General features: G+C 63.4%; 21 protein-coding genes and 1 pseudogene. 9 read left to right on the top strand and 13 right to left on the bottom strand.

The window, feature by feature from the left end:
* The first annotated feature begins 3 nt into the window (after positions 1-3).
* Entirely contained in the window at positions 4-429 is a 426-nt protein-coding gene (exbD, locus tag QXZ85_RS02790) for a TonB system transport protein ExbD (RefSeq protein WP_315765307.1), read from the top strand.
* The gene (locus tag QXZ85_RS02785) at positions 426-1,346 is read left to right on the top strand and encodes a TonB family protein (RefSeq protein WP_315765305.1); all 921 of its coding nucleotides are present in this window, start codon (positions 426-428) and stop codon (positions 1,344-1,346) included. Before exbD ends, QXZ85_RS02785 begins: the two co-directional genes overlap by 4 nt.
* Positions 1,347-1,386: 40 nt before the next feature.
* On the opposite strand, the gene QXZ85_RS02780 is transcribed toward QXZ85_RS02785, so the two are convergent.
* Both QXZ85_RS02780 and QXZ85_RS02775 read right to left on the bottom strand, forming a co-directional pair.
* Positions 1,387-1,728 (bottom strand): hypothetical protein, encoded by a 342-nt coding sequence (locus QXZ85_RS02780; protein WP_315706802.1) that lies wholly within the window; start codon positions 1,726-1,728, stop codon positions 1,387-1,389.
* A gap of 65 nt (positions 1,729-1,793) precedes the next feature.
* Positions 1,794-2,693, bottom strand: coding sequence for a hypothetical protein (locus QXZ85_RS02775; protein WP_315706801.1), 900 nt, complete (start codon positions 2,691-2,693; stop codon positions 1,794-1,796).
* Positions 2,694-3,533: 840 nt separating this feature from the next.
* Between QXZ85_RS02775 and QXZ85_RS02770 the strand changes: the two genes are divergently transcribed.
* Entirely contained in the window at positions 3,534-3,929 is a 396-nt protein-coding gene (locus tag QXZ85_RS02770) for an EF-hand domain-containing protein (protein ID WP_315706800.1), read from the top strand.
* A gap of 119 nt (positions 3,930-4,048) precedes the next feature.
* On the opposite strand, the gene QXZ85_RS02765 is transcribed toward QXZ85_RS02770, so the two are convergent.
* On the bottom strand, positions 4,049-4,687 hold the full coding sequence (locus QXZ85_RS02765; RefSeq protein ID WP_315706799.1) for a response regulator transcription factor: 639 nt from the start codon (positions 4,685-4,687) through the stop codon (positions 4,049-4,051).
* Between the two features lie 291 nt (positions 4,688-4,978).
* On the opposite strand from QXZ85_RS02765, the gene QXZ85_RS02760 reads away from it, so the two are divergent.
* Positions 4,979-7,360, top strand: a complete 2,382-nt coding sequence (locus QXZ85_RS02760; RefSeq protein ID WP_315706798.1) for a TonB-dependent receptor — start codon at positions 4,979-4,981, stop codon at positions 7,358-7,360.
* A gap of 174 nt (positions 7,361-7,534) precedes the next feature.
* On the opposite strand, the gene QXZ85_RS02755 is transcribed toward QXZ85_RS02760, so the two are convergent.
* Both QXZ85_RS02755 and QXZ85_RS02750 read right to left on the bottom strand, forming a co-directional pair.
* Positions 7,535-8,632 (bottom strand): alkene reductase, encoded by a 1,098-nt coding sequence (locus tag QXZ85_RS02755; protein WP_315706797.1) that lies wholly within the window; start codon positions 8,630-8,632, stop codon positions 7,535-7,537.
* 124 nt (positions 8,633-8,756) lie between these two features.
* Positions 8,757-9,260, bottom strand: a complete 504-nt coding sequence (locus tag QXZ85_RS02750) for a DUF1993 domain-containing protein (RefSeq protein ID WP_315706796.1) — start codon at positions 9,258-9,260, stop codon at positions 8,757-8,759.
* Positions 9,261-9,584: 324 nt separating this feature from the next.
* Here QXZ85_RS02750 and QXZ85_RS02745 point away from each other — a divergent pair, with 324 nt between their 5' ends.
* The 5 genes from QXZ85_RS02745 to QXZ85_RS02725 all read left to right on the top strand — a co-directional run bounded on the left by QXZ85_RS02745 (position 9,585) and on the right by QXZ85_RS02725 (position 14,833).
* The gene (locus QXZ85_RS02745) at positions 9,585-10,607 is read left to right on the top strand and encodes an ABC transporter substrate-binding protein (RefSeq protein ID WP_315706795.1); all 1,023 of its coding nucleotides are present in this window, start codon (positions 9,585-9,587) and stop codon (positions 10,605-10,607) included.
* A 39-nt stretch (positions 10,608-10,646) separates the two neighbouring features.
* The gene (locus QXZ85_RS02740; RefSeq protein WP_315767392.1) at positions 10,647-12,116 is read left to right on the top strand and encodes a sugar ABC transporter ATP-binding protein; all 1,470 of its coding nucleotides are present in this window, start codon (positions 10,647-10,649) and stop codon (positions 12,114-12,116) included.
* A gap of 4 nt (positions 12,117-12,120) precedes the next feature.
* Positions 12,121-13,104, top strand: coding sequence for an ABC transporter permease (locus QXZ85_RS02735; protein WP_315706793.1), 984 nt, complete (start codon positions 12,121-12,123; stop codon positions 13,102-13,104).
* On the top strand, positions 13,101-14,051 hold the full coding sequence (locus QXZ85_RS02730; RefSeq protein ID WP_315706792.1) for an ABC transporter permease: 951 nt from the start codon (positions 13,101-13,103) through the stop codon (positions 14,049-14,051). The genes QXZ85_RS02735 and QXZ85_RS02730 overlap by 4 nt, the downstream gene beginning before the upstream one ends.
* Positions 14,052-14,290: 239 nt before the next feature.
* The gene (locus QXZ85_RS02725; protein ID WP_315767470.1) at positions 14,291-14,833 is read left to right on the top strand and encodes a DUF2846 domain-containing protein; all 543 of its coding nucleotides are present in this window, start codon (positions 14,291-14,293) and stop codon (positions 14,831-14,833) included.
* Positions 14,834-14,882: 49 nt separating this feature from the next.
* On the opposite strand, the gene QXZ85_RS02720 is transcribed toward QXZ85_RS02725, so the two are convergent.
* The 8 genes and pseudogenes from QXZ85_RS02720 to QXZ85_RS02690 form a co-directional block, all read right to left on the bottom strand.
* Positions 14,883-15,191 (bottom strand): hypothetical protein, encoded by a 309-nt coding sequence (locus QXZ85_RS02720; protein WP_315741719.1) that lies wholly within the window; start codon positions 15,189-15,191, stop codon positions 14,883-14,885.
* 100 nt (positions 15,192-15,291) lie between these two features.
* Positions 15,292-15,426: pseudogene (locus tag QXZ85_RS33710) on the bottom strand (lytic murein transglycosylase); the annotation flags it as partial.
* 114 nt (positions 15,427-15,540) lie between these two features.
* Positions 15,541-16,578 (bottom strand): oligopeptide/dipeptide ABC transporter ATP-binding protein, encoded by a 1,038-nt coding sequence (locus tag QXZ85_RS02715; protein WP_315767393.1) that lies wholly within the window; start codon positions 16,576-16,578, stop codon positions 15,541-15,543.
* Positions 16,571-17,551, bottom strand: coding sequence for an ABC transporter ATP-binding protein (locus tag QXZ85_RS02710; RefSeq protein WP_315767394.1), 981 nt, complete (start codon positions 17,549-17,551; stop codon positions 16,571-16,573). Before QXZ85_RS02710 ends, QXZ85_RS02715 begins: the two co-directional genes overlap by 8 nt.
* A complete protein-coding gene (locus QXZ85_RS02705) occupies positions 17,548-18,369 on the bottom strand; it encodes an ABC transporter permease (protein WP_315767395.1) in 822 nt (273 codons plus the stop codon). The genes QXZ85_RS02710 and QXZ85_RS02705 overlap by 4 nt, the downstream gene beginning before the upstream one ends.
* A complete protein-coding gene (locus tag QXZ85_RS02700) occupies positions 18,366-19,289 on the bottom strand; it encodes an ABC transporter permease (protein WP_315706844.1) in 924 nt (307 codons plus the stop codon). Before QXZ85_RS02700 ends, QXZ85_RS02705 begins: the two co-directional genes overlap by 4 nt.
* A 60-nt stretch (positions 19,290-19,349) precedes the next feature.
* Positions 19,350-20,939, bottom strand: a complete 1,590-nt coding sequence (locus QXZ85_RS02695; RefSeq protein WP_315767396.1) for an ABC transporter substrate-binding protein — start codon at positions 20,937-20,939, stop codon at positions 19,350-19,352.
* A 400-nt stretch (positions 20,940-21,339) separates the two neighbouring features.
* Positions 21,340-21,528, bottom strand: a complete 189-nt coding sequence (locus tag QXZ85_RS02690; RefSeq protein WP_315706843.1) for a peptidoglycan-binding domain-containing protein — start codon at positions 21,526-21,528, stop codon at positions 21,340-21,342.
* Between the last annotated feature and the right edge of the window lie 228 nt (positions 21,529-21,756).

The raw sequence follows: 21,756 nt of genomic DNA, 5'->3' as shown, positions 1-21,756 counted from the left end.
GCCATGGCGATCCGGCTTGCCAAGCGCGACGACGAGTTTGCGGAGACGCACGAGATCAACGTGACGCCGTTCATCGACGTCATGCTGGTGCTGCTCATCATCTTCATGGTCGCGGCGCCCCTTGCGACGGTCGACATTCCGGTCAACCTGCCGTCGGCCTCGGCCGAGCCCGCGGCGCGCCCCGACAAGCCGATCTTCGTCACTTTCCGAGCCGATCACTCGCTGGCTGTCGATGATGGCACAGTTGCGCGCGACGAGCTTGCCGCGGTGCTCGATGCTGCAACCGGCCCAGACCATGGCCAGCGCGTGCTGCTGCGGGCCGACCAGGCGCTGTCCTATGGCGAGGTGATGGATGTGATGAACCTGCTGCGCAACGCGGGCTACACCAAGGTCGCGCTCGTTGCGGTGGAAAATCGAGGCAGCCCGTGAGCGTGCTGACGGTCGATCCGTATCAGCCGGAGCAGGGCCGGGACGCGGCATTGTGGACGGTGAGCGCGCTGGTGGTGGCTGCGCTCCATGTCGGGCTGGCCGCGGCTTATCTGCTGCTCAAGCCCGTGCCGGACGGGCGCGCGGAAGCACCTGCCATCGACGTCGCTTTCGTGCCGGCAGCCGCTCCGCCGGCTGTTGCCGCGCCGGACGCCCCACAGGCCGCGCCGACTCCGCCGGTTGAGCAATCGGCGCTCGAGCCGCCACAGGTCGAGCCGCAAGTTGATCCGGTCGTCCCGCCGGATGCCGTCACTGCGCCCGCACCGGCACCAGCCGAACCGCAGGAGAAGGTCGAACTGCCGCCTGAGCCTTCGCCGCCGCTCGCGTTGACCACGCCGGAGCCGCCGCGCACGGAGGACGCCATTGTCGCTCCGCCTCCGCCGCCCAAGCCTGTCGAGGTGAAGCCGGAGCAGCACAAGCCGGTGACGCCACATGAGCGCGCGGAGCGCAAGCCGGAAGACAAGCACGACAAGCCCGAGCACAAGACGGCGCGTGCGAAGCCTGCAGCCGAAGCGAGCAAGCCGACCCGGATGGCCGCCGCGCCCAATCCCGGTGCGCAGAGCGAAGGCGCACGGGCCGGGCAGGCGTCCTGGAACAGCGAAGTGGTGGCGCAAATCCGCCGTTACGCGGCTTATCCGGCCGATGGCGGGGGAGCGAGCGGCACGGTGATGGTCAGCGTCGTCATCGATCGTGGCGGTCGGCTGCGGTCGCACCGGCTGGCCGGCAGCTCCGGCTCACCGGCGTTGGATCGCGCGGCGCTGGCCATTGTCGAACGCGCGCAGCCGTATCCGCCTTTTGCACCCGGCATGACCGAGGCGCAGGTTACGCGCACTGTTCCGCTGCATCTGCGCCCGCGCTGAGTGGCGTCACCACTTAGCGATCACGGGCTCATACGTCCCGTTACTTCGTGCAATCGGCCAGATCCGTATCGCGCACCACGAACTGCGTGCCTTCCTTGAGGTCGATATTCTTGGCGATGCAGATACGGCCGTTCTTGTCGGCGAGCCTGATGTCGTAACGCCCAGACTTGACGCCGACCAGCGTCATGCGTTCGTTGTGATCGACCTCGCCTTCGTCGTCGTTCTTGCACTGGTCCGGTCCCCAGCTCTTCGAGCCGACCGGCGCGAGCTGCATCTTCACTACGGTCTGCCCAGTGCGGTTGAGGAAACGTGGGCCGTCGTCGGTCCATGCGGCCGAGTTCGCGAGGACAAGCAGAACGCTGATGACGAAAGTCCGGTGCATGGGACGTCTCCTTGTGGTGCGGGATCGGACGAGCTCAGCGCCGTCGCGATGGAGGGGAGGGATGCCTAGAAATCTTTGCCGATGCTGGTCTTGAGCGCGAGGCCGCGCGATGCGTTGGTCAGTCCGTAGCCGATGCCGAAGCTGAGTTCGAAGCCCTTGAACCTGGTGTCGGCGACGGCATAGAGCGTCTGCATCTGCTGATGCCACGGCAGGACGGTGCCGATCGGCCCCAAGTTCGAGAAATGCTCGATCCCGACCGTCCATCTGTCGTTGAGGCGCTTGACGAAGCGAATCGAGGGCTCGAACGCCGAACCGGCGCCATCGATGCCGAACGTCATGTTGGCGTTGAAGATGAGCTGGTAGTCGTTCGGCAGGTTCACGCCGATGATCGGCGTGAACATCTGGGCGACGCGCGGATTGGCTTCCTGCACGAACCGCGGCGCGTTCGGATTGCCGGCGGCCGCCTTGTTCGCAACCCACAGGTCCGGCGTCAATCCGCCCTGCGGCGAGAGGATGGTCCGCGAGACGAGGCCCAGGAATACGGTGCGCTCCAGCCGATCGCCCTGAATGAGAGTCTGGCGGATCGTCACGCCGCCGGATTGGAAGGAATAGCCGGGGATGCCGTTGTCCATGCCGCCCATGGTCATCGGCACGTTGGCGCGCGCGAAGGCGTAAGGCGATGTGAGCGCAATCTCGTACCATTCGGTCGGCGAATAGCCGATTTCGGTTTCGCCTGTCAGTGCGTGCTGAGGTACGCGCTGTCCTCCCGCCTGCGCCGGCGGATTGAAGGTGGTGACGTAGCCGAAGCGCTGCTCGACCTGGAAATGTCCGGGCGAGGCGGGATCGTTGCCCTGGATCTCCTCGGCACTCACGCTGCAAGGCGACGCGAAAAGGGCGACGACGATCAGCCGTCGCAGAAGTTGTATCTGCGGACCAGACGGTTCTTTGCCGATGATCGACCGCATTGCCCTCGCGCTCCCCTCATCGACGGAGCTAATGAGTGCGCAGGGCGAAAAAATGCGTCGGCCTCGGCTGAAAGGTGACCCAATCGAGGAACTACAAACAATCGACGCCGCATTTTACTAAAGATGTGCCGCGATCGGCGTCGATAGGGAGCTTTTGGCAAGGTTGTAGGGGTATTTTGACCGAGGAACATGGCAGGTCCCTGTCACCCGCACGCTGGCCGATATGAGCGAATGTGGCAGCCTGCCAACATATTCCAGCCCAAGACGGATGGCAGACGTCACCTCCGCCACCCGGCAAGTCTTGGTTGATGCGAGGCATTCGATTGTTGGAAGATCCCGTCCGCGCGCGGCGCGGCTGCCGTGAACGGGGCCTGCGAACCGCGGCAGTGGCTATGGCAATGTCGATGATCGTCTCCGGCCATGCCTTTGCTGATAATCTGCAGCGGGTGCGACCAGGCCCGGTCGGTATACATTCGTCCCATCGCAGCACGGTGGCGCGCTCTTGCGCTTCGCATCCTGTCATGCGATGTCGACATGGCGCTGTCGGTGTAGCAAAGCCGACACGGGCTGACGTCCATGACCGTCCCGGCTCCTATTTCCTTCATGGTCCCCGCTTCTGATCTTCGGCCGCAAGTGCAAATCTACCTGATCGTCCCGCCACGGCCGGGCATTCGTCCTTGAAGATCCGGGACATCTGGCATATGCGAAGACTTGTTAGCTCGCGCGGATCGCGTGGCTGAAGGGAAGCGCTCTGCCTCTTCCTTGCGCACGTGGAACGCGAATTTGATCATTTCACCCCCGCGCAGAGCTGATCGCGGTGGGACCAAGAGGGCACATTCGATGAATTGGAAAAAGGCGATCACGGCAGCCGGCTTGTGCGCGGCGGCAATTTTCGGCACGATGACCATTGCAACCGGCGCATCGGCAGCCTCCAGCTTCCTGAAGTCCATCGATCCCGATAATGACGGAACCGTCGATGTCAACGAAGCCAAGGCGGCGGCCTCGCTGCTGTTCGACCGGTTGGACCGCGACCACGATGGCACGCTGGATCGCAAGGAACTGCACGGCCGGGTGTCGGCGAAGGATTTTGCCGCGGCTGATCCGGACAACGACGGCACCCTGACCAAGGACGAGTTCCTCGCCCTGGTCGTGAAGCGCTTCAAGACCGCCGACCCGGACAATGACGGCACGCTCGATGCGAAAGAGCTGAAATCGGTCGCGCGCCTGCTGAAGTGAGGCGTCCGATCAGGGTGATCGGCGCAACCACATGGTTTTGAACATTAAAGTGCGATGCGCTTCGGTCGGAAGCCGTCGCATTTTGCTTGCCGGCAGGAGCACCTGCGGTCGGCGGGGCATCAGCCGAATTTCTGACGCGTGATCTCGACGGCGAGACGGATCAGATCGGAGAGGCCGCGCGCGCCGAGCTTGCGTCGAAGCCGAAAAGTAAGGTTGACGACGGTCTTGTAGCTGATCCCGAGATGATCGGCGATGGCTTGGTAAGGCCTGCCTTCTGCAAGCAGGCGGACGACTTGTTGTTCCCGCGGAGTCAGGGCAGCAAAGCGATCGTTCTCGGTTTCCGCGCGAACCAGCGCGACCCTCCTCGCTAGCTCCAGATCCATATAGCGCTGCCCCGAGCGGACGTGCTCGACGGCTTTGGCCAGTTCTTCCGGCGGCGCGTCCTTGGCAAGGTAGCCGGTCGCGCCGGCCGCGATCGCGGCCCTGACGATGCGCGGATCGAGATGCATGCTGAATACGAGAATGGCCGGTCGGGTGGCATGAGATCGGAGACGCTCGATCAGTGCGAGCCCTCCGAATTCTTCGCCATGCAACCGGAGGTCGATGACGACGACGTTGGGCTGGCGATCGAGAAAGGTCTGGTAGGCGGTTGCAGAGTCGTTGGCGTGAAGGACGGTGGTGACGCCGGCTTGCTCGAGCAGGAGGCGGCAAGCGGCGATGACGATCGGATGATCGTCGACAAGAAGAACTTTGCTCATCGGTGAGAAAGGTGTGGCCAAGACGCATCAGCGGGAAACGATTTATATCGGGTGCCGCGAATGGCGCGATCCTAAGGCGATGCAGCGGCCCTTTAGGCCGGGATCGCAGCCCCTTTCTTGGCGGCGGGAAAAATGTCCCTGGAGGTCGGGGAAAAATCCCTATTGAAGCGGTCGGAACCCGTCTCTAGCAATGTTAATGCATGTAAACACGTAGTTCGACTGATTTGTTCGAAGCTCGGGGCGCCGGGCAGCCGCGGACGGGAATCGTCGAAGATTGAAGTGGGGGACGTCTTGACCAAGCTTGGAGCGCTGAAGCGTGCGCTGCTGTTGACCTGCACGATGCTACCTGGGGCTGCGTTCGCGCAGCAGACCTTGCAGACCATTGAAGTCGTCGGCGTGGCGCCGGTGCCAGGGGGCGGAGAGATCGACAAGGAAAAAGTCCCGTCGAACGTTCAGACGATCGATGCGCACGACCTCGATCATACCAAGACGCCGACGCTGCTGGACGGCATGCTGCAGTCGTTGCCCGGCGTCTCCTTGAGCGATCAGTCCGGCAATCCGTTCCAGCGCAATCTCGACTATCGCGGCTTCACTGCCTCTCCGGTGCCGGGCACGCCGCAGGGCATCGCGGTCTACCAGAACGGCACCCGGATCAACGAAGCCTTCGGCGACGTCGTCAACTGGGATCTGCTCCCCGAGGTCGCGATCGCGCGCATGACCTTGATGCCGAACAACCCGCTGTTCGGCCTGAACGCGACCGGCGGCGCGTTGTCGATCGAGATGAAGAACGGCTTCACCTACCACGGCACCGAGGCGCAGCTGTTCGGCGGCTCCTTCGGTCGCATTTCGGGGAGTGCGCAATCCGGCTATCAGGACGGAAACTTTTCGGCCTATGTCGCCGCCGATAGCACCTACGATCGGGGCTGGCGCGACTATTCGTCGTCGTCCCAGATCAGGCGCATGTATGTCGATCTGGGCGCGCGCGGCGACCAGACCGAATTCCACGTCTCCTTCACGGGCGCCGACAACAAGCTCGGCTCGGTGGCGGCGACGCCGATCGAGATGCTGAACCAGCGCTGGTCGAGCGTCTACACCTGGCCGCAGAGCACCCATCTGCAACTGGTCTTCCTGCAGGCCAACGCGAAATGGACGCCGACGGATACGTTCACCGTGCAGGCCAACTCCTATTTCCGCGCCTATCGTTCCGCCCATGTCGACGGTAATGGTACCGATGCGCAGGCTTGCGATGACAACGGCGCGTTCGCCGGCCAACTCTGCATCGGGGATGGCGCCACGCCGCTCAACCAGAATATGGCGGTTCTCAACACATTGGCCGGCAACACCGCGCTCGGCGAGATCGATCGCAACTGGACGCGCTCGAACAGCTATGGCGGCTCGTTGCAGGCGACGTCGACCAATCAGCTGTTCGAGCATGATAATCACTTCGTCGTCGGCACCAGCGTCGATCATGGCCGGACGCGCTTCCAGGCCAATTCCGAGCTTGGCACGGTCGATCCCAACACTCTTTTCGTGAATGGGACCGGCGTCTACATCGATCAGCCTGCAGCCGACCTGACGCCGGTCAACCTCACCGCCAAGAACACCTATGTCGGTGTTTACGCCACCAACACCTTCGACATCACCTCACAGCTGTCGTTCACCGCCGGCGGCCGCTTCAACTTCGCGCAGATCAATTTGCAGGACGAGACCGGCCTCAATCCGCTGCTCACCAGCCGCAACAACTATTCGCGGTTCAATCCGGTGGTCGGCCTGACTTATCGGGTAACGCCCAATCTAACGGCCTATGCAGGATATTCGGAGGCCAACCGCGCGCCGACGCCGCTCGAGCTCGGCTGCTCCGATCCTGCCACGCCGTGCCAGATCGACAACTTCCTGATTGCCGATCCGCCGCTCAAGCAGGTGGTGTCGCATACGGTCGAGGGCGGGTTGCGCGGTGAGTGGTCGGGCGGCGCCGTTGCCGTCGAGCCGCTGCCGAGCAAGGCGCCGGCCAAGGCCATCGACAATGGCTGGCGGCTGCGCTGGGGCGTGAGCCTGTTCCGCACCCAGAACAGCGACGACATCATCAACATCGCGAGCTTGGCGGTCCCGAATTTCGGTTACTTCGCCAACGCCGGCACCACCTTGCGCCAGGGCGTCGAAGCCAAGGTCGATCTGGCCTGGAATCGCTGGACGGCTTACGCCAACTACACCTTCGTCGACGCGACCTTCCGGAGCAGTTTTATTGCCAACGACCCGAACACGCAGACGACGGTCGACGTGCTGCCGGGCAGCCACATCCCTGCGGTCCCGGCCCATCGCCTCAAGCTCGGTGCGGAATATGCCGTGACCGACGCCTGGAAGATCGGCGGAGATCTCAACTATATTGGCAGCCAATATCTGCTGCGCGACGACTCCAACATCTATCCCAAGGTGCCGGCCTATTGGGTGGTCAACCTGCACACGTCCTATCAGGTGACGAAGAACGTGGAGGTGTTCGGGCTGGTGCAGAACCTGTTCAACAAGCATTATTATTCGGCCGGTACCGTGTTCAGTCCCGCAGGCTTCAACAACTCGACGCCCGGCGGTGCCAACATCCTCAGCTTCAACGATCCGCGCAGCATGCTGCCGGGCGCGCCTCTCGCGGTCTATGCCGGCATCAAGGCGACGTTCTGAGAAAACGGACTGACACGGATCCCAAGGCGCATCTGCGCCGCCACGGCCGCCTCCACCGTGGCAAAAAGGCCGGGAGCGATCCCGGCCTTTTTCTTCGTCATTGCGAGGAGCAGGTCTCTCGCACCTGGATTGCTTCGCTTGCGCTTCGCAATGACGGTGAGAGAGCCTTCCCGATTATTCCGCCGCCTGCGATTGCTTCAGCGTCGGATAATCGATGTAGCCCTTGGCGCCGCCGCCATAGAACGTGGACTTGTCGAACTCGTTGAGCGGCGCACCGGCCTTGAGCCGCTCGACCAGGTCCGGGTTGGAGATGAACAGCTTGCCGAACGCGATCAGGTCGGCCGCATTGGCATCCAGCACCTTGTTGGCGAGCGCGAGGTCATAGCCGTTGTTGGCCATGTAGGCGCCCTTGAAGCGCTTGCGCAAGGATGCGTAGTCGAACGGCGCGATGTCGCGCGGACCGCCGGTCGCGCCCTCGATGACGTGGATATAGACGAGATTCAGCGCGTTGAGTTGATCGACGATGTAGTCGAACAGCGGCTGCGGATTGGAATCGGAGACGTCGTTGGCGGGCGTCACCGGAGAGATGCGGATGCCGGTCTTGTCGGCGCCGATCGCATCTGAGACGACTTTGGAGACTTCGAGCATCAGTCGGGCGCGGTTCTCGATCGAGCCGCCGTAGGCATCGGTGCGCTTGTTGGCGCCGTCCTTCGCGAACTGGTCGAGCAGATAGCCGTTGGCACCATGAATCTCGACGCCGTCGAAGCCGGCCTCGATCGCATTCAGCGCCGCCTGCTTGTAGCTCTCGATGATGCCGGGGATTTCCGACAGTTCGAGCGCACGCGGTGCGGAGACGTCGGTGAAGGCGCCGCCGACAAAGGTCTTGGTCTTCGCCTGTATCGCCGAGGGCGCGACCGGCGCGCCGCCATTCGGCTGCAGCGAGACGTGCGAGATGCGGCCGACATGCCAGAGCTGGATGAAGATGCGGCCGCCGTCGGCGTGCACGCGGTCGGTGACCTTGCGCCAGCCCTCGACCTGCGCCTTGGAATAGATGCCGGGCGTGTCCTGGTAGCCCTGGCCCTGCTGCGAGATCTGGCTGGCTTCGGTGATCAGAAGCCCGGCGGAGGCGCGTTGACCGTAATATTCGGCCGCCAAGGGGCTCGGCACCATGCCTTCGACAGCGCGATTGCGGGTCAATGGCGCCATCACGACGCGGTTGGCCAGCGTGATCGGCCCAAGCTTGAAGGGCTCAAACAGTTTCGACGTGCTCATGTGATCTCCGGATGATGGACTATGAGGGACAATTGTGCGTTGCCGCGTAAGGCACAATTGGGCGAGCCATTCGCGTTACGCAGAGGAGGGCCGCGATCGGTAGCCGCGGGCCTCACCGCATCGGTCAGTTCATGCCCAGGAAATCCCGCTTGCCGATCTCGACGCCGTTGTGGCGCAGGATTCCGTGCGCGATTGCGGCATGGAAATAGAAGTTCGGAAACGAGACGCGGTTGATGAAGTCCTGGCCCTTCAGTGTCGTCGTGACGTTCGGCGCGCTCGGGAAAGTGACGTCCTTGGCCTCGCCGCCCTCGAATTGCGCCGGCTTGAAGGTCTTCAGATAGTCGATGGTCTTCGACAGGCGTTGGTGGAGCTCGGCGAAGCTTGTTTCGGTGTCCGGGGTGCTGGGCACTTCGCTATGGGAGAGCCGCGCGCATCCTTTGGCAGCGAAATCGCAGGCGAGCTGGATCTGGCGCGTGAACGGCAGCATGTCCGGGTAAAGTCGCGCGTTCAGCAGCACCTCGGGCTGGATTTTTTTGGCCTCGCAATGGGCTTCTGCCTTGGCAAGCAGGCCGGTGAGGCTGGTGAGGATCTGCAGATAGGCGGGAACGGTCGAATCGTAGAAAGACATGTGATGCTCTCGTTAAGAGGAGACGTCGCAAGACGCCGCCCTCGGAGATGGGGTTGCCTCCAAGAGAATGCAACTGCATCTTTTTCTATTTTGCGGATCCCGCGCGATCCGCTGCATGGCCCGTGGGGTGGGCTGAGTGGCTTGTCCGCGGATCACTCATCGCATCCTCGGTTGGGCTGCGAGGCCGGGAGTTGTCACACCGATCACGCAGGACACATGTCTGCTTGTCGAACTGCGAACGCGGCGATATCGTCGGGTGCGACTTGTGAGAAAAATCAAAAAGGTCTCGGCCAGAAGAAGTGGCCGTGCAGGGAAGGGAAACGCATGATGTCCGGCATCAGGATCGTGGCTGTTTGCGCCGTTGCTAGCGCAATGGTCACCGGCTCGGCGCTCGCTGACACGAGCGGAAAGAAGATTGCATTTTCAAACAACTATGCGGGCAATTCCTGGCGCCAGGCGATGCTCAAGAGCTATGACATCGTCACCAAGAAGGCGGTCGCCGACAAGATCGTCGCCGCCGCCGATGTCTTCACCACCGCCGACAAGGAGGTGCCCACCCAGGCGGCGCAGATCCAAAATCTCATCCTGCAGGGATATGACGCGATCGTCATCGATGCGGCTTCGCCGGATGCGCTGAACGGCGCCGTTAAGCAGGCCTGCGATGCCGGCATCATCGTCGTGTCGTTCGACGGCATCGTCACCGAGCCCTGCGCCTACCGGGTCGTCGTGGATTTCAAGGCGATGGGGAAGCAGGAAGTCGAGGAGATGGCCAAGTTCCAGCCCAAGGGCGGCAATCTGCTCGAGATTCGCGGCCTTGCCGGGACCTCGATCGACGACGCCATCCACACCGGCATCCTTGAAGGGATCAAGGCGCATCCGGAGTTCAAGATCGTGAGTTCGGTGACCGGCGACTGGGACCAGACCACGGCCCAGAAGGCCGTCGCCACCGTTCTGCCTTCGCTGCCGGACATCGTCGGCGTGGTCGATCAGGGCGGCGACGGCTATGGCGCGGCGCAGGCCTTCGCAGCCGCCGGCAAGCCGCGCCCCACCATCATCATGGGCAACCGGCAGGACGAGTTGCAGTGGTGGAAGGAGCAGAAGGCCAAGGACGGCTATAAGTCCTGGTCCGCCTCGATCGCGCCCGGTGTATCGACGCTGGCATTCTGGGTCGCGCAGCAGGTGCTGGACGGCAACAAGACCATCCCCCACGATCTGCTGGTGCCTTATCTTGCGTTCACGCAGGACAATTTCGAGGCCGAATTGCCCAACATCCCGAAGGGGGGCGTCGCCAGCCACGAATACACGCAAGCGGAATCGATCGCGGCCATCAAAGCCAACATGAAGTAACGGCTGAAGCGGCGGGCGGTTCGCGAAACGCAGGATGGAATGACGGTCACCGGTCCGAAGCTCGTCAAGCTGGACGGCGTCGAAAAGTATTTCGGCGCCGTCCGCGCGCTGGGTGGCGTCGATCTCGCGCTCGACCAGGGCGAATGCCTCGGGTTGGTCGGGCACAATGGTGCAGGCAAATCGACCCTGATGCATGTCCTCGCGGGCACCGCCGTTGCAGATCGCGGGCAGCTGGCGATCCTGGGCGAGGAGCCCACGGGCTATTCGCCCGGGCTGGCGAAGAAGCTCGGGGTCCGCTGCGTCTTCCAGGAGCTTTCGCTCTGCCCCAACCTGACGGTCGCCGAGAACACCCGCGTCTTCCATCCTTCGTTGACCGGCTTCAACTGGCGTCGCAAGGCCGGTCGGCTGATCCTCGAGAAGCTCGACGCCATTTTCCCGGGGCACGGCGTCAGTGCCTCTGACTTGGTACAGGACCTTCCGATCGGGCGGCGTCAAATGGTCGAGGTCGCGCGCGCCTTCACCGCGACCGACGAGCCGGTGCGGCTGATCATCCTCGACGAGCCGACGTCGTCACTCGATGTCCACACCGCGGGGCAACTGCTCGCCTTTATGCGCCGTGCCGTCGCCGAGGGTGTGAGCTTCATCTTCATTTCGCACCTGCTGGGCGAGGTGCTCGAGAATTGCGATCGCATCGTGGTGATGCGCGATGGCCGGACGGTTGCCGACGCCGCCGCGACGACGTTCGATCGCGACGGGTTGGTCGCGGCCATGGGCGACGTCGAGATTCACGGCCGCGAGGCGCGGAGCGGCAACGGGCGTGTCCGCGGCCGGTCGCCCCTCCGCGTCCGCGCCCGCCCCAAGCGACAGAGCGGCATTGCCGAGCTCGTTGCGCATGAGGGCGAGATCATCGGCCTTGCCGGCCTCGCCGGCCATGGCCAGACGGACCTGCTGCTCGGCGTATATTCGGCTGCAACGCGTGCTCAGGCGGGCACGGAGGTCACGGCCAGCGTGGCCTTTGTCGCCGGGGATCGCCAGGCGGACGGTGTGTTCCCGCTCTGGTCGATTGCCGAGAATATCGGGGTGCGTTCCCTCGCCAGCCTACGCCAGGGCCTTTTGATTTCGCCGCGGCGCGAGGACGAACTGGCCAACGTCTGGCGCGACAAGATCGGAATCCGGACGCCCGACGTTCACCACAACATTCTCTCGCTGTCCGGCGGCAATCAGCAGAAGGCGTTGTTCGCCCGCGCGCTCGGTTCGGACGCGCGCATCGTGCTGATGGACGATCCGATGCGTGGCGTCGACGTCGGCACCAAGCTTGAGGTCTACGATCTGATCCGCGAAGAGGCGGACCGGGGGCGGACTTTCCTCTGGTACACGACCGAAACCGACGAATTGAAGCAATGCGACCATGTCTATGTCTTTCGCAACGGCGCGATCGTCGCCGACCTGACCAGCGACGAGGTGACCGAGCAGAAGGTCATCCAGTCCTCCTTCGCGGAGGCGAACTGAGGCCATGAGCGGAGCAAGCGTCGTAGCGAAGGAGGCCGCGCGCGTCCTCGGGAGCGGTAGCACACCGCGGCTCCTGCGGGCATTGCTGCCCGCATTGTCGCTCGCGCTGGTGCTGCTGGCGATCAGCTACCTCAATCCGCGTGCGATCAGCTATTTCGGCTTCACGCTGATGCTCAACCTTGCGGTCCCGATCGCGCTTGCGACGATCGCGCAGATGTTCGTCATCGCCGGTAACGAACTGGACCTGTCGATCGGCGCCTTCGTCGGCTTTGTCGGCTGCGTCACCGCGACGTGGCTGCGCGACGCCCCCCTGATGGGAGTTCTCGTGCTGCTTGGCTGCATTGCGACCTATGCAGGACTTGGAGCATTGATCTATCTGCGCAATCTGCCCTCGATCGTGGTGACGCTCGGCATGAGCTTCGTCTGGCAGGGGCTTGCCATCCTGGTGCTGCCGAAGCCCGGTGGCAAAGCGCCTGACTGGCTGCTCGCCATCATGAGCGTCAAGCCGCCTCTCGTCCCGTTTCCGATCCTGGCCGCGGCTCTGATCGCCGCGCTCGCTTATGTCGGCCTGATGCGGACATCCTACGGCGCCATCCTGCGCGGCTCCGGCGGCAACGCGGTCGCGATCGGCCGCGCCGGCTGGTCGCTGCTGAAGGCCAAGATGGCACTGTTCGCATGCACTGGCCTGTTCGGCGTGCTGTCGGGGCTCGCGCTGATCGGCATCACCACCTCGGCCGATGCAAATATCGGCAACGGCTACACGCTGCTGTCGATTGCCGGAGTCATCCTCGGCGGCGGCGAATTCGTCGGCGGCCGGGTCTCGCCGATCGGCGCTGTCATCGGCGCGCTCACCCTGGCGCTTGCCGCGTCCCCGCTGCTCACCTTCATGCATATCCCGCCGGATTGGCAGGTCGCCGCCAACGGCGCCATTCTGATTGTCGTGCTCGCCGCGCGCGTCCTGATCAGCCGAAGGGAGGCGGAGCGATGAAGGGGACGCTCACCAGAGCTTTCGCCAGACCCTGGATCTGGTCGTTCGCCGGAGCGCTCGCGGTTTGGCTGGCGGCCGTCGTCTTCACCGGCGGCTATGGCGCCGGCGGCATGCTGACCGCGGCGCTCTCGCTCGCCGTGTTCACGGTCATCGTGGGCGTCGGCCAGATGTTTGTCATCACGCTTGGCCCTGGGAATGTCGATCTATCGTTGCCGGCCAATATCGGGCTTGCCAGCGCGGTGGCGATGACGGTGATGGCCGGCGACGACGGCCGCATCGCTCTCGGGCTTGCCGCCGCGCTGGCGTGTGGTCTGGCGATCGGAACGGCCAACTATCTGCTGATCTGGGCCTTGCGGATTCCGCCGATCATCGCGACGCTGTCCGCCAGCTTCGTCATCCAGTCGATCGACATCAGCTATGGCCGCGGGCTGCAGATCAAGCCGCCGCCGGGCTTTGCGGATTTCACCAACATCCAGCTCTTCGGGATTCCGATCCTGGCTGGTCTCACCGTGCTGTTCACGATCGCCGCCGGGCTTGCGCTGCAGCGCACGGTGTTCGGCCGCTCCGTGCTGGCGATCGGACAGAACATGCGGGCCGCGCGGCTGGCTGGTATCAGCGTCAACCGGGTGCGCTTTGCCGCCTATGCGCTGTCAGGAATGCTGGGCGGCATCGACGGCGCGCTGCTGGCCGGCTATTTCCGCGGCGCCAACGTCGATATCGGTAACGAATATCTCTTGGCCTCGATCGCGGTCGTCGTGATCGGCGGCACCTCCGTCGCCGGCGGCAAGGCCAATGTCCCCGGCCTCTGGGGTGCGGCGCTGTTCCTGGTGCTGCTGCTCACAATGCTCAACACCTTCGGCGTCAGCGCCGGCGTCCGCCTGGTGCTGACTGGTCTCGTCATCGTAGCGGTGATTACCGCGGCGGGTGGGGCGGAAGCGGCGCGGTAAGAGCCCGTATTATAGGTAGAGCGGAGCGATATCCACCATCATGGTTGCGAGGATGATGGGTTTCGCGAAGGGCTCAACCCATCCTACGCACATGCGGCGGCGGCTTCCGCAACGGGGCGGAGCGCGGTTGCAAGCACATCACGGTAAAAGCTCTCGCTACTCAACTCCTGCGATCATTGCATTCCAAACGCCTCCTGATTATTGAGATACGTTGGGGAAGAAGAGTATCGGGGGGCGTGATGGTCGGGCGTGGGGCGGGGCTGGGCCTTGCGGCGTTGCTGTTATCAGGATGCGCGACTGACAAGGTCGGGGCGGATTACGCGGCGGCGCCGCAAAGGTTTGGACAGCCCCCGGCGGGAAAGTCCCGTGTCGTCCTGTTGGCCACTCAGAAGAAGGGCCTTCTTTTCCAAGGTACCATCTGTGATGTGACGCTTGACGGTGCGGCCGTGGGGCCGCTGAAGATCGGCACTTACATCCACATGGACGCTCCTGCGGGGCATCATCAGCTTGGCGCCACGCAGACCCTGTTTCCGGGGGAGACGAAGACCGACATCACGACCCAGACCGGTCGCGTGTATTTCTTCCTTGCCCAGCCCAGCCAGCGGTCCAAGGCCGTTTCGACAGGAGCAATGGTCGGTGGCATCGCGGGTGCGCTGGTCACCTCCGCGGTCTCGTCCGGAAGCGACAACCCGGGCCCCATCGATTTTGTGCCCCTGGACGAAGCTGCGGCCCGGAGCAAGATCGAAGAGCTGCAATTGGCGGATGCAGAAGGCGGCCCGTAAAGAGATAGGACGGCGAACGCTGCGCCGTGGGATAAAACCCCGGTCCAATTTAGTTCTCGATTTCGAGTCTGGCGGCAACGTCCTCACCAGTGCGGGCAAGTCGGCGCATTCGCGTCTCCTCCATCGCCGATGAGAGGTCGCGGACCAACTTCTTAAGTTCGGGTGCGAGCTGCTTCGTATTCACGACCTTCAAGGTGTAAGGTGGCTTCAGGGCGTTCATGCCACCTCCAAAGATTGAATCCAAAAAGGCGGCGATCGTGTCGCCATGCCATTCCGGCGCTCCTATTGCTGACTTGAGGACTGCTCGGAAATCGTACGGCGTTTTCCAGCTGCCAGCATCGAGTTGTATGGTGTGCATGGTCTCCTGAGCCCGCTGACCTCTTAGTCGGTTAAAGGAGGTTCTGCGATATCTTGTCTGCCCTTCTGCGACGTATAGCTCTGCAGGAAAGCGCGCTTGCCTAGCGCGTCGCCGTGGCCGCAGGCGCGGCCTGCGCCCGCGGCCCGCCGCGCATCCGCGCCAGCAGCTCCACCGTCGGCCAGGAATCGGCCGGCAAGCCGTACTTCACCTGCATCGCCTTGACCGCGGCTCTGTTGGCCCAGCACCTCGTTGACCTTTGTCGACATCGACAGCGAATCGCAGGGCAGAATTCCAAGTTATCGAACAGGCATGTTGGGGATGGACCGCAGTAGAAGACACGCCGTCAGCCCTAGGGATGTCCACAGACTGTCACGGCCAACGCCGTCTGCTCGGCAATCTCGTCAGCTCGCCAGCACCGGACCGTGTGTCCATCGGGACGCGTCTCAAGCGGTGGGCCAGGCTCGCGATGGCACGCGGCCTCCGCGTAAAGACAGCGTGGGCTGAACGCACATCCATCCGGAGGATTGAGGGGATTGGGAAGCTCGCCCTTTGTCGTCGCGAGCGGTGCGCGACGGAACGGATCGGGAATGGCGCCGATAAGCGTTCGCGTATAGGGGTGTGCCGGCCGTTCGAAGATGTCGCGCCAGTCGCCGGTCTCCACCATGCGTCCGAGATACATGACGGCGACCCTGTCGCTCATATGCTCGACCACGCCGAGGTCATGGCTGATCATGATATAGGAGAGGCCGAGGGTCTCCTTCAATTCCAGCAGCAGGTTGATGATCTGGGCGCGGATCGAGACATCGAGCGCTGATACGGGTTCGTCGCAGATGACGATCCTGGGATTGAGGATCAGCGCGCGCGCAATGCCGATACGCTGGCGCTGGCCACCGGAGAATTCATGCGGATAGCGGTCGGCCTGTTCGGGCCGCAAGCCGACATGTCGCAACATCGTCGCAACGCGATCTTCGATCTCGCTTGCGGCGGTCACGCCATGCACACGCAACGGGCCTGCAAGCGTGTGACGAACGGTCTGGCGTGGATTGAGCGATGCATAGGGATCCTGAAAGACCATCTGCACGATCCGGGCTAATCTCTTTCGATCACCGGACTGCCGTCCTGTGACGACCTGTCCGTCCACCACGATGCGGCCGCGCGTCGGCGTCAACAGACCAAGGATCGAAAGTGCGACGGTCGACTTGCCGGAGCCGGATTCGCCGACCAGGCCGAGGCATTCGCCTCGCTTCAGCTTGAGATCGACACCGTCGACGGCACGCAACAGCCGCCGGCCGCGGCCCAGCAACCCGCCCCCCACGGGAAAATGAACCGCAAGATCCTCGACGCTGAGAATGACGTCGTCGTCCGGCCTTTGCTGGGGGTCATGCATGGTGATGACACCTGACCAGACCGCCGGCCTCCAGCAGCGACGTCTCCGGCGCGCAGGTCCGGCAGATATCGGTCGCTTGGGCACAGCGCGGATTGAACCGGCACCCGTCGGGGAAGCTCGTGATGGCCGGGACCACGCCCGCGATTTCCTTGAGCCGCGTCCGGCCAAGCGCAGCGCGACTGCCCAGCCGCGGCAGCGAGTCGATCAGGCCTTGCGTATAGGGGTGGGAGGGCGTCCGGAAAATGTCCGCCGAGCCGCGCTCCTCGACGATGCGGCCAGCATACATGACGGCAACGCGGCGACACACATTGGCGACCAGGCCGAGATCGTGGCTGATCATCAGGATCGCCGTTCCTTTCTCGGCGCATAAAGTCCGCATCAGCTCGATGATCTCAGCCTGCACGGTGACGTCGAGCGCGGTCGTGGGCTCGTCGGCGATCAGAAGATCCGGGCCGCATGCGAGTGCGATGGCGATCATCACGCGCTGGCGCATGCCGCCCGAAAGCTGGTGCGGGTAATCCTTCGCGCGTCGCTCGGGCGCGGGGATGCGGACGCTCGCCAGCGCCTCGACCGCCAGCTCGTTGGCGTCCCGCCAGCTCTTGCCCTTGTGCAGCACGAACATTTCGGCAATCTGCCGGCCGACCGGTGAGACCGGGTTCAGCGCCGTCATCGGCTCCTGGAAGATCATGGCGATGCGATTGCCGCGCAGCGCCCGTTGCGCGGCGGCTGGAAGTCTCTGGATTTCTCGCCCGTCAAAGCGGATGACGCCGCCGCCGATCGACAAGGGGGGGCGCAACAGGCCGATCAAAGCGAGCGCCGTGATGCTCTTGCCGCAGCCGGATTCGCCGACAAGGCCGAACGTCTCGCCGCGGTCGATGCGGAACGAAACACCCTCCACGGCAGGAGACCGGCTCGCCCCTTGGTCGAGATCGATGCGCAGGTCCTCGATGTCGATCAGCGGCGCGCCCGTCATGTCCGCCGGCTCCGCGATTGTGGATCGAGAATGTCGCGCAGGCCATCGCCGAGCAGGTTCAGGCCGAGCACCGTCAGGAAGATGGCGAGGCCCGGAAAGACCGAGAGCCACGGCGCCGTCGTGATCTGGTCGCGGGCTTCTGACAACATGCTGCCCCAGCTTGGGTAGGGCGGGCGGACGCCGAGGCCGAGGAATGAAAGTGAGGCTTCGGACAGCACCGCACTGCCCATGCCGAGCGTGCCGATGACGACGATGGGTCCCAGCATGTTTGGGAGCAGTTGCGTGATCATGATGCGCAAATCCCCGTAGCCGAGCACGGTTGCAGCCTGCACATAACCCTGGCTCTTGAGCGAGAGCGCGGACGCCCGTGCGATCCGGCAGGTGAACGACCAGTTGGTCAGCCCGAGCGCGATCAGCAGGCTGGTCAGGCCGGGTCCAAGCACCGCCATGATGGCGAGCGCGAAGATCAGCGAGGGGATCGCGAGCATGAGATTGGTCAGGCCGTTGACGACATCGTCCCACCAGCCGCCCCAATAGCCGGCGCTCAGGCCCAGTCCCACGCCGATGACGCTGTTGATCAGCTGCGAGACGATGCCGACCGTCAGCGAGACACGCGCGCCGTACACGACGCGGGAATAGATGTCGCGGCCCTGGCCGTCGGTCCCGAACCACCAGAGCCAGCTCGGGGCCTCTTCCGCATTCATCAGGTTGGCGTCCAGGACCGGGTCCGTGTGCGCCAGCCAGGGCGCGAGCAGGCCGACGAGGACCGCAAGGGTGAACAACGCCCCGCCGATGATGAGATTGGCGCGGAGCTTCATGCGTATCTGATCCTGGGATCGATCACGCCATAGAGCAGGTCGATCAGCAAGTTGATCGCGAGGAAGAACAGCACCACCACCAGAATAGAGCCCTGGACAGCCGGAATGTCGCGCTGCAGGACGCTGTCGACGAGCAGCGAGCCGATGCCCGGCCACGAGAACAATTTCTCGACGACGACCGCCTGTCCCATCAACGCGCCGAATTGCAGGCTGGTCGTCGTGAGAATCAGGACAAGCGCGTTGCGCATCACGTGCCACTTCACGACCCGGGTCTCGCTCATGCCCTTCGAGCGCGCGGTGCGGACAAAATCGGCGGTCATGATCTCGAGGACCGCAGCGCGCGTTGTCCGGGCCAGCAGCGCCATCGGCGAGACGCCGAGGGTCATTGCCGGCAAGATCAGATATTTGAGGCTGCCGTCGCCATAGCCAAAACTCGGCAGCCAGCCGAACTTCAACGCGAACAGGTACATCAGCAGCAGCCCGAGCCAGAATTTGGCCATCGAAAGCCCCGACACCGCCAGGACCATCGCGGCCGTGTCGACGAGACTGCCCGGCCGCAAGGCCGCGACGAAGCCGAGCGGCACGCCGACGACGGTCGCAAACGCCATGGCTGCGAATATCAGTTTCAGCGTCGGCCCCATCCGCTTTGCGATCATGGTCGTGACCGGCTCGTGCGTCCGGAACGAGGTTCCGAGATCACCGGCCGCGAGACCGGCGATGTAGCCGCCGAAGCGGATATAGACGGGCTGGTCGAGGCCGAGCTGTTTCTTCATGCGCGCCTCGACCTGCGGATCGCCGTCGTCGCTCATCGTCGAGACGATGCTGCCGGGAACGACGCTGAACAGCGCAAAGACCAGCAGCGCGACAGCGAGCACGGTCGGAATGGCTTGCAGGATTCGGCGGATCAGGAAGGAGAGCATCGACATTTTTCCTGCCTCCCTCCATCGTTGGTTGCGCTGGAGGGAGCGCGTGAGCGCGGGTCACTTCGCGGGCGAGGTCTCGTCGACCCAGAGCTCCTCGACGTTCTGATGCGTCAACTCCGTCGGATTCAACTGAATCCCCTTGAGCCACGGCTGCACGGCCATGACCGCCTTGTTGTAGTTGAAGAACCAGACCGGCGCCTCGTCATAGAGCAGGGCATTGGCCTTTTGCAGCAGTTGGTCGCGCTTTGCGGCATCATCGGCCTGCCCGGCCTCATCGAGCAGCTTGTCAAAGTCGGCATTTTTGAAGCTCATGTAGTTGCAGGCCGATGGCGGCGTCGAGGAGTGGAAGCATTTGAGCGCGGCCTGGGGATCCGGGCCGGTCGGCTGCGAATAGATGAAGGCCTGGTAGTCGCCGGTGCGAACGACCTCCGCCAGCACCGCGGTCTCGACCTGCTTGACCTTCACCTTGATACCCACCTTGTCGAGCATCGGGATGACGGCCGTGACGATCGGCAAGCCCCAGCTTTCATTCTGGCTGGTGGTCCATTCGAATTCAAAGCCCGTGGGATAGCCCGCGTCGGCGAGCAGCTGCTTGGCCTTGGCGGGGTCGTAGGCATAGGGCTTCATGGTCTTATCGTAGAGAGGAGAGGTCAGCGGCAGCCAGCTGGTGGCGCGATAGGCCTTGCCCTTGACCAGCTTGTTGATGATCAGGTCCGTATCGATCGCATAGTTGATCGCCTGCCGGACGCGCTTGTCGGCGAACGGCTTGAATGCAGGATTCATGCCCATGTAGCGCGTGAAGACCTCGGCGACCTCGACGATGGTGCCCTTGAGATCGGGGTCGGCCTGATAGGCGACATACTGTGCGGGCCCCAGCACCGAGGTATCGATCTCCTTGTTGCGGAAGGCGACATCGCGTGCCGCGGCCTCGCCCATGATCGACACGATGAGGCGGTCGGCGTAGGGCTTGCCCGGCTTGTAGAACCGGTCCCATCGCTCGAGGACGATGCGCGATCCCGGCACGTGCTCGACGAACTTGAATGGTCCAAGGCCGATCGGATGCTGGATGAAGTCCTCCTTGGCGCCCTCGTCGGCGGGATAGATCGACGTGAGCGCGGTGAAGAAGTAGAAGCCCGGATCGACTTTCTCGGTCAGCTTCATTTCGAGCGTGAAGTCGTCGATCTTCCTCAGGCCCGAGATCTCCTTGGCTTGCCCTTTCTCGACCGCGGCCGCGCCTTCGATGATGCGGACGAAACGCGCGCCGGGATAGGCCTTGCTGCCGTCCATGATGCGCGTGTAGGACCAGATGATGTCGTCGGCCGTCATCTTCCGGCCATTGTGGAAATAAGCGTCGTCGCGCAGCTTGAAGATGTGAACGAGACCGCCATCCGAGACGGTGTCCTCCTTGGCCAGCTCCAAGACCGGCCTGCCTTCAGCGGAATTCCAGATGTAGAGCGACCGATGCAGAGCTTTGGCATAGATCTCGTCCTGGGCGCGCTGGGTCGTATGAATGTCCATGCTGGTGAAGCTTGAGCCGTAGGGCGCCGTCATCCGGATGGTCCCGCCCCGGTGCGGTGTCTGGGCCTCCGCCATGACCGAGAGTGCCAGTCCCAAACCGGCCACAATCGCGATCCTCTTGAGCATCATCTCTTCCCCAACGCTGCAGGAACACTCCGATCAGGAGTTGACCACTCGCAGCGCATCTGGCGCAAGGGGGACGTTCTGAATTCGTCGAGCCAGAGTTCTGGCAAGAGCGGCTCAGCATATAAAAAGCGCTCGGTGCACAAATGACCGTCGCTGGTCCTCGCCGGTGCAACGAGCTCATCGCTCGCTGGTCATGGGAATATTCCTGTCTTGAGTGAAGCTTGTCTTGGATGAAGCTTGCGACTTCTCGTCTCAGGACAGGATACTTTGTTGCTCATCTTTCCGGCACTGCTGCCGCGTTCAGTCCCTTGGCCCCTTCTGCGACATCGAGCAAAGTCCGCGTTCGTGCTGCTCTTATGGGACGAACATGGCGCGTTTTTGAGCGCGCCGTCTAGCGCGCCGTCTAGCGCGTCGCCGTAGCGGCAGGCGCGGCTTGCGCCCGCGGCGTGCCGCGCATGCGGGCCAACAGCTCCGCGGTCGGCCAGGAATCCGCCGGCAGGCCGTACTTCACCTGCACCGCCTTGATCGCGGTGCGGCTCTGCTGTCCGAGCACGCCATCGACCTTGCCGACAAGGCCAGTGATTGAACTCAGCCGCTTCGCTGAACACTGAGCATTCGTTGATCTAAATCAACAGCAAGGAGCTTGGAGTTTTGCAATCTTAAATTGTGTAGGGGCGCTACACGGAAAATGTACGGCGCTGCTGCCTCGACGCTGGCAACACTCTTTTCCAACTGCACGCTTTCGCCCTTGTCGCCTCGGAATTCTTGTCGCTGACGAGTCCCGTTCAAGAGATGCGTGAACCGTGTGCCAGGGGCGCCG

The sequence above is a fragment of the Bradyrhizobium sp. SZCCHNGR1005 genome (assembly GCF_032489995.1).
Classification (GTDB): domain Bacteria; phylum Pseudomonadota; class Alphaproteobacteria; order Rhizobiales; family Xanthobacteraceae; genus Bradyrhizobium.
The sequence above is the reverse complement of the archived record's forward strand: the minus strand, read 5'-3'. Positions and strand labels throughout refer to the sequence as shown.

What these genes read in the sequence shown, in the direction of transcription:
- QXZ85_RS02755 (WP_315706797.1), bottom strand. Translation starts at nt 8,632, where the DNA reads ATGAGCACGTCGAAACTGTTTGAGCCCTTCAAGCTTGGGCCGATCACG.
- QXZ85_RS02775 (WP_315706801.1), bottom strand. Translation starts at nt 2,693, where the DNA reads ATGCGGTCGATCATCGGCAAAGAACCGTCTGGTCCGCAGATACAACTT.
- QXZ85_RS02735 (WP_315706793.1), top strand. Translation starts at nt 12,121, where the DNA reads ATGAGCGGAGCAAGCGTCGTAGCGAAGGAGGCCGCGCGCGTCCTCGGG.
- exbD (WP_315765307.1), top strand. Translation starts at nt 4, where the DNA reads ATGGCGATCCGGCTTGCCAAGCGCGACGACGAGTTTGCGGAGACGCAC.
- QXZ85_RS02730 (WP_315706792.1), top strand. Translation starts at nt 13,101, where the DNA reads ATGAAGGGGACGCTCACCAGAGCTTTCGCCAGACCCTGGATCTGGTCG.
- QXZ85_RS02695 (WP_315767396.1), bottom strand. Translation starts at nt 20,939, where the DNA reads ATGATGCTCAAGAGGATCGCGATTGTGGCCGGTTTGGGACTGGCACTC.
- QXZ85_RS02715 (WP_315767393.1), bottom strand. Translation starts at nt 16,578, where the DNA reads ATGCATGACCCCCAGCAAAGGCCGGACGACGACGTCATTCTCAGCGTC.
- QXZ85_RS02720 (WP_315741719.1), bottom strand. Translation starts at nt 15,191, where the DNA reads ATGCACACCATACAACTCGATGCTGGCAGCTGGAAAACGCCGTACGAT.
- QXZ85_RS02725 (WP_315767470.1), top strand. Translation starts at nt 14,291, where the DNA reads ATGGTCGGGCGTGGGGCGGGGCTGGGCCTTGCGGCGTTGCTGTTATCA.
- QXZ85_RS02705 (WP_315767395.1), bottom strand. Translation starts at nt 18,369, where the DNA reads ATGAAGCTCCGCGCCAATCTCATCATCGGCGGGGCGTTGTTCACCCTT.
- QXZ85_RS02770 (WP_315706800.1), top strand. Translation starts at nt 3,534, where the DNA reads ATGAATTGGAAAAAGGCGATCACGGCAGCCGGCTTGTGCGCGGCGGCA.
- QXZ85_RS02700 (WP_315706844.1), bottom strand. Translation starts at nt 19,289, where the DNA reads ATGCTCTCCTTCCTGATCCGCCGAATCCTGCAAGCCATTCCGACCGTG.
- QXZ85_RS02780 (WP_315706802.1), bottom strand. Translation starts at nt 1,728, where the DNA reads ATGCACCGGACTTTCGTCATCAGCGTTCTGCTTGTCCTCGCGAACTCG.
- QXZ85_RS02750 (WP_315706796.1), bottom strand. Translation starts at nt 9,260, where the DNA reads ATGTCTTTCTACGATTCGACCGTTCCCGCCTATCTGCAGATCCTCACC.
- QXZ85_RS02740 (WP_315767392.1), top strand. Translation starts at nt 10,647, where the DNA reads ATGACGGTCACCGGTCCGAAGCTCGTCAAGCTGGACGGCGTCGAAAAG.
- QXZ85_RS02765 (WP_315706799.1), bottom strand. Translation starts at nt 4,687, where the DNA reads ATGAGCAAAGTTCTTCTTGTCGACGATCATCCGATCGTCATCGCCGCT.
- QXZ85_RS02710 (WP_315767394.1), bottom strand. Translation starts at nt 17,551, where the DNA reads ATGACGGGCGCGCCGCTGATCGACATCGAGGACCTGCGCATCGATCTC.
- QXZ85_RS02745 (WP_315706795.1), top strand. Translation starts at nt 9,585, where the DNA reads ATGATGTCCGGCATCAGGATCGTGGCTGTTTGCGCCGTTGCTAGCGCA.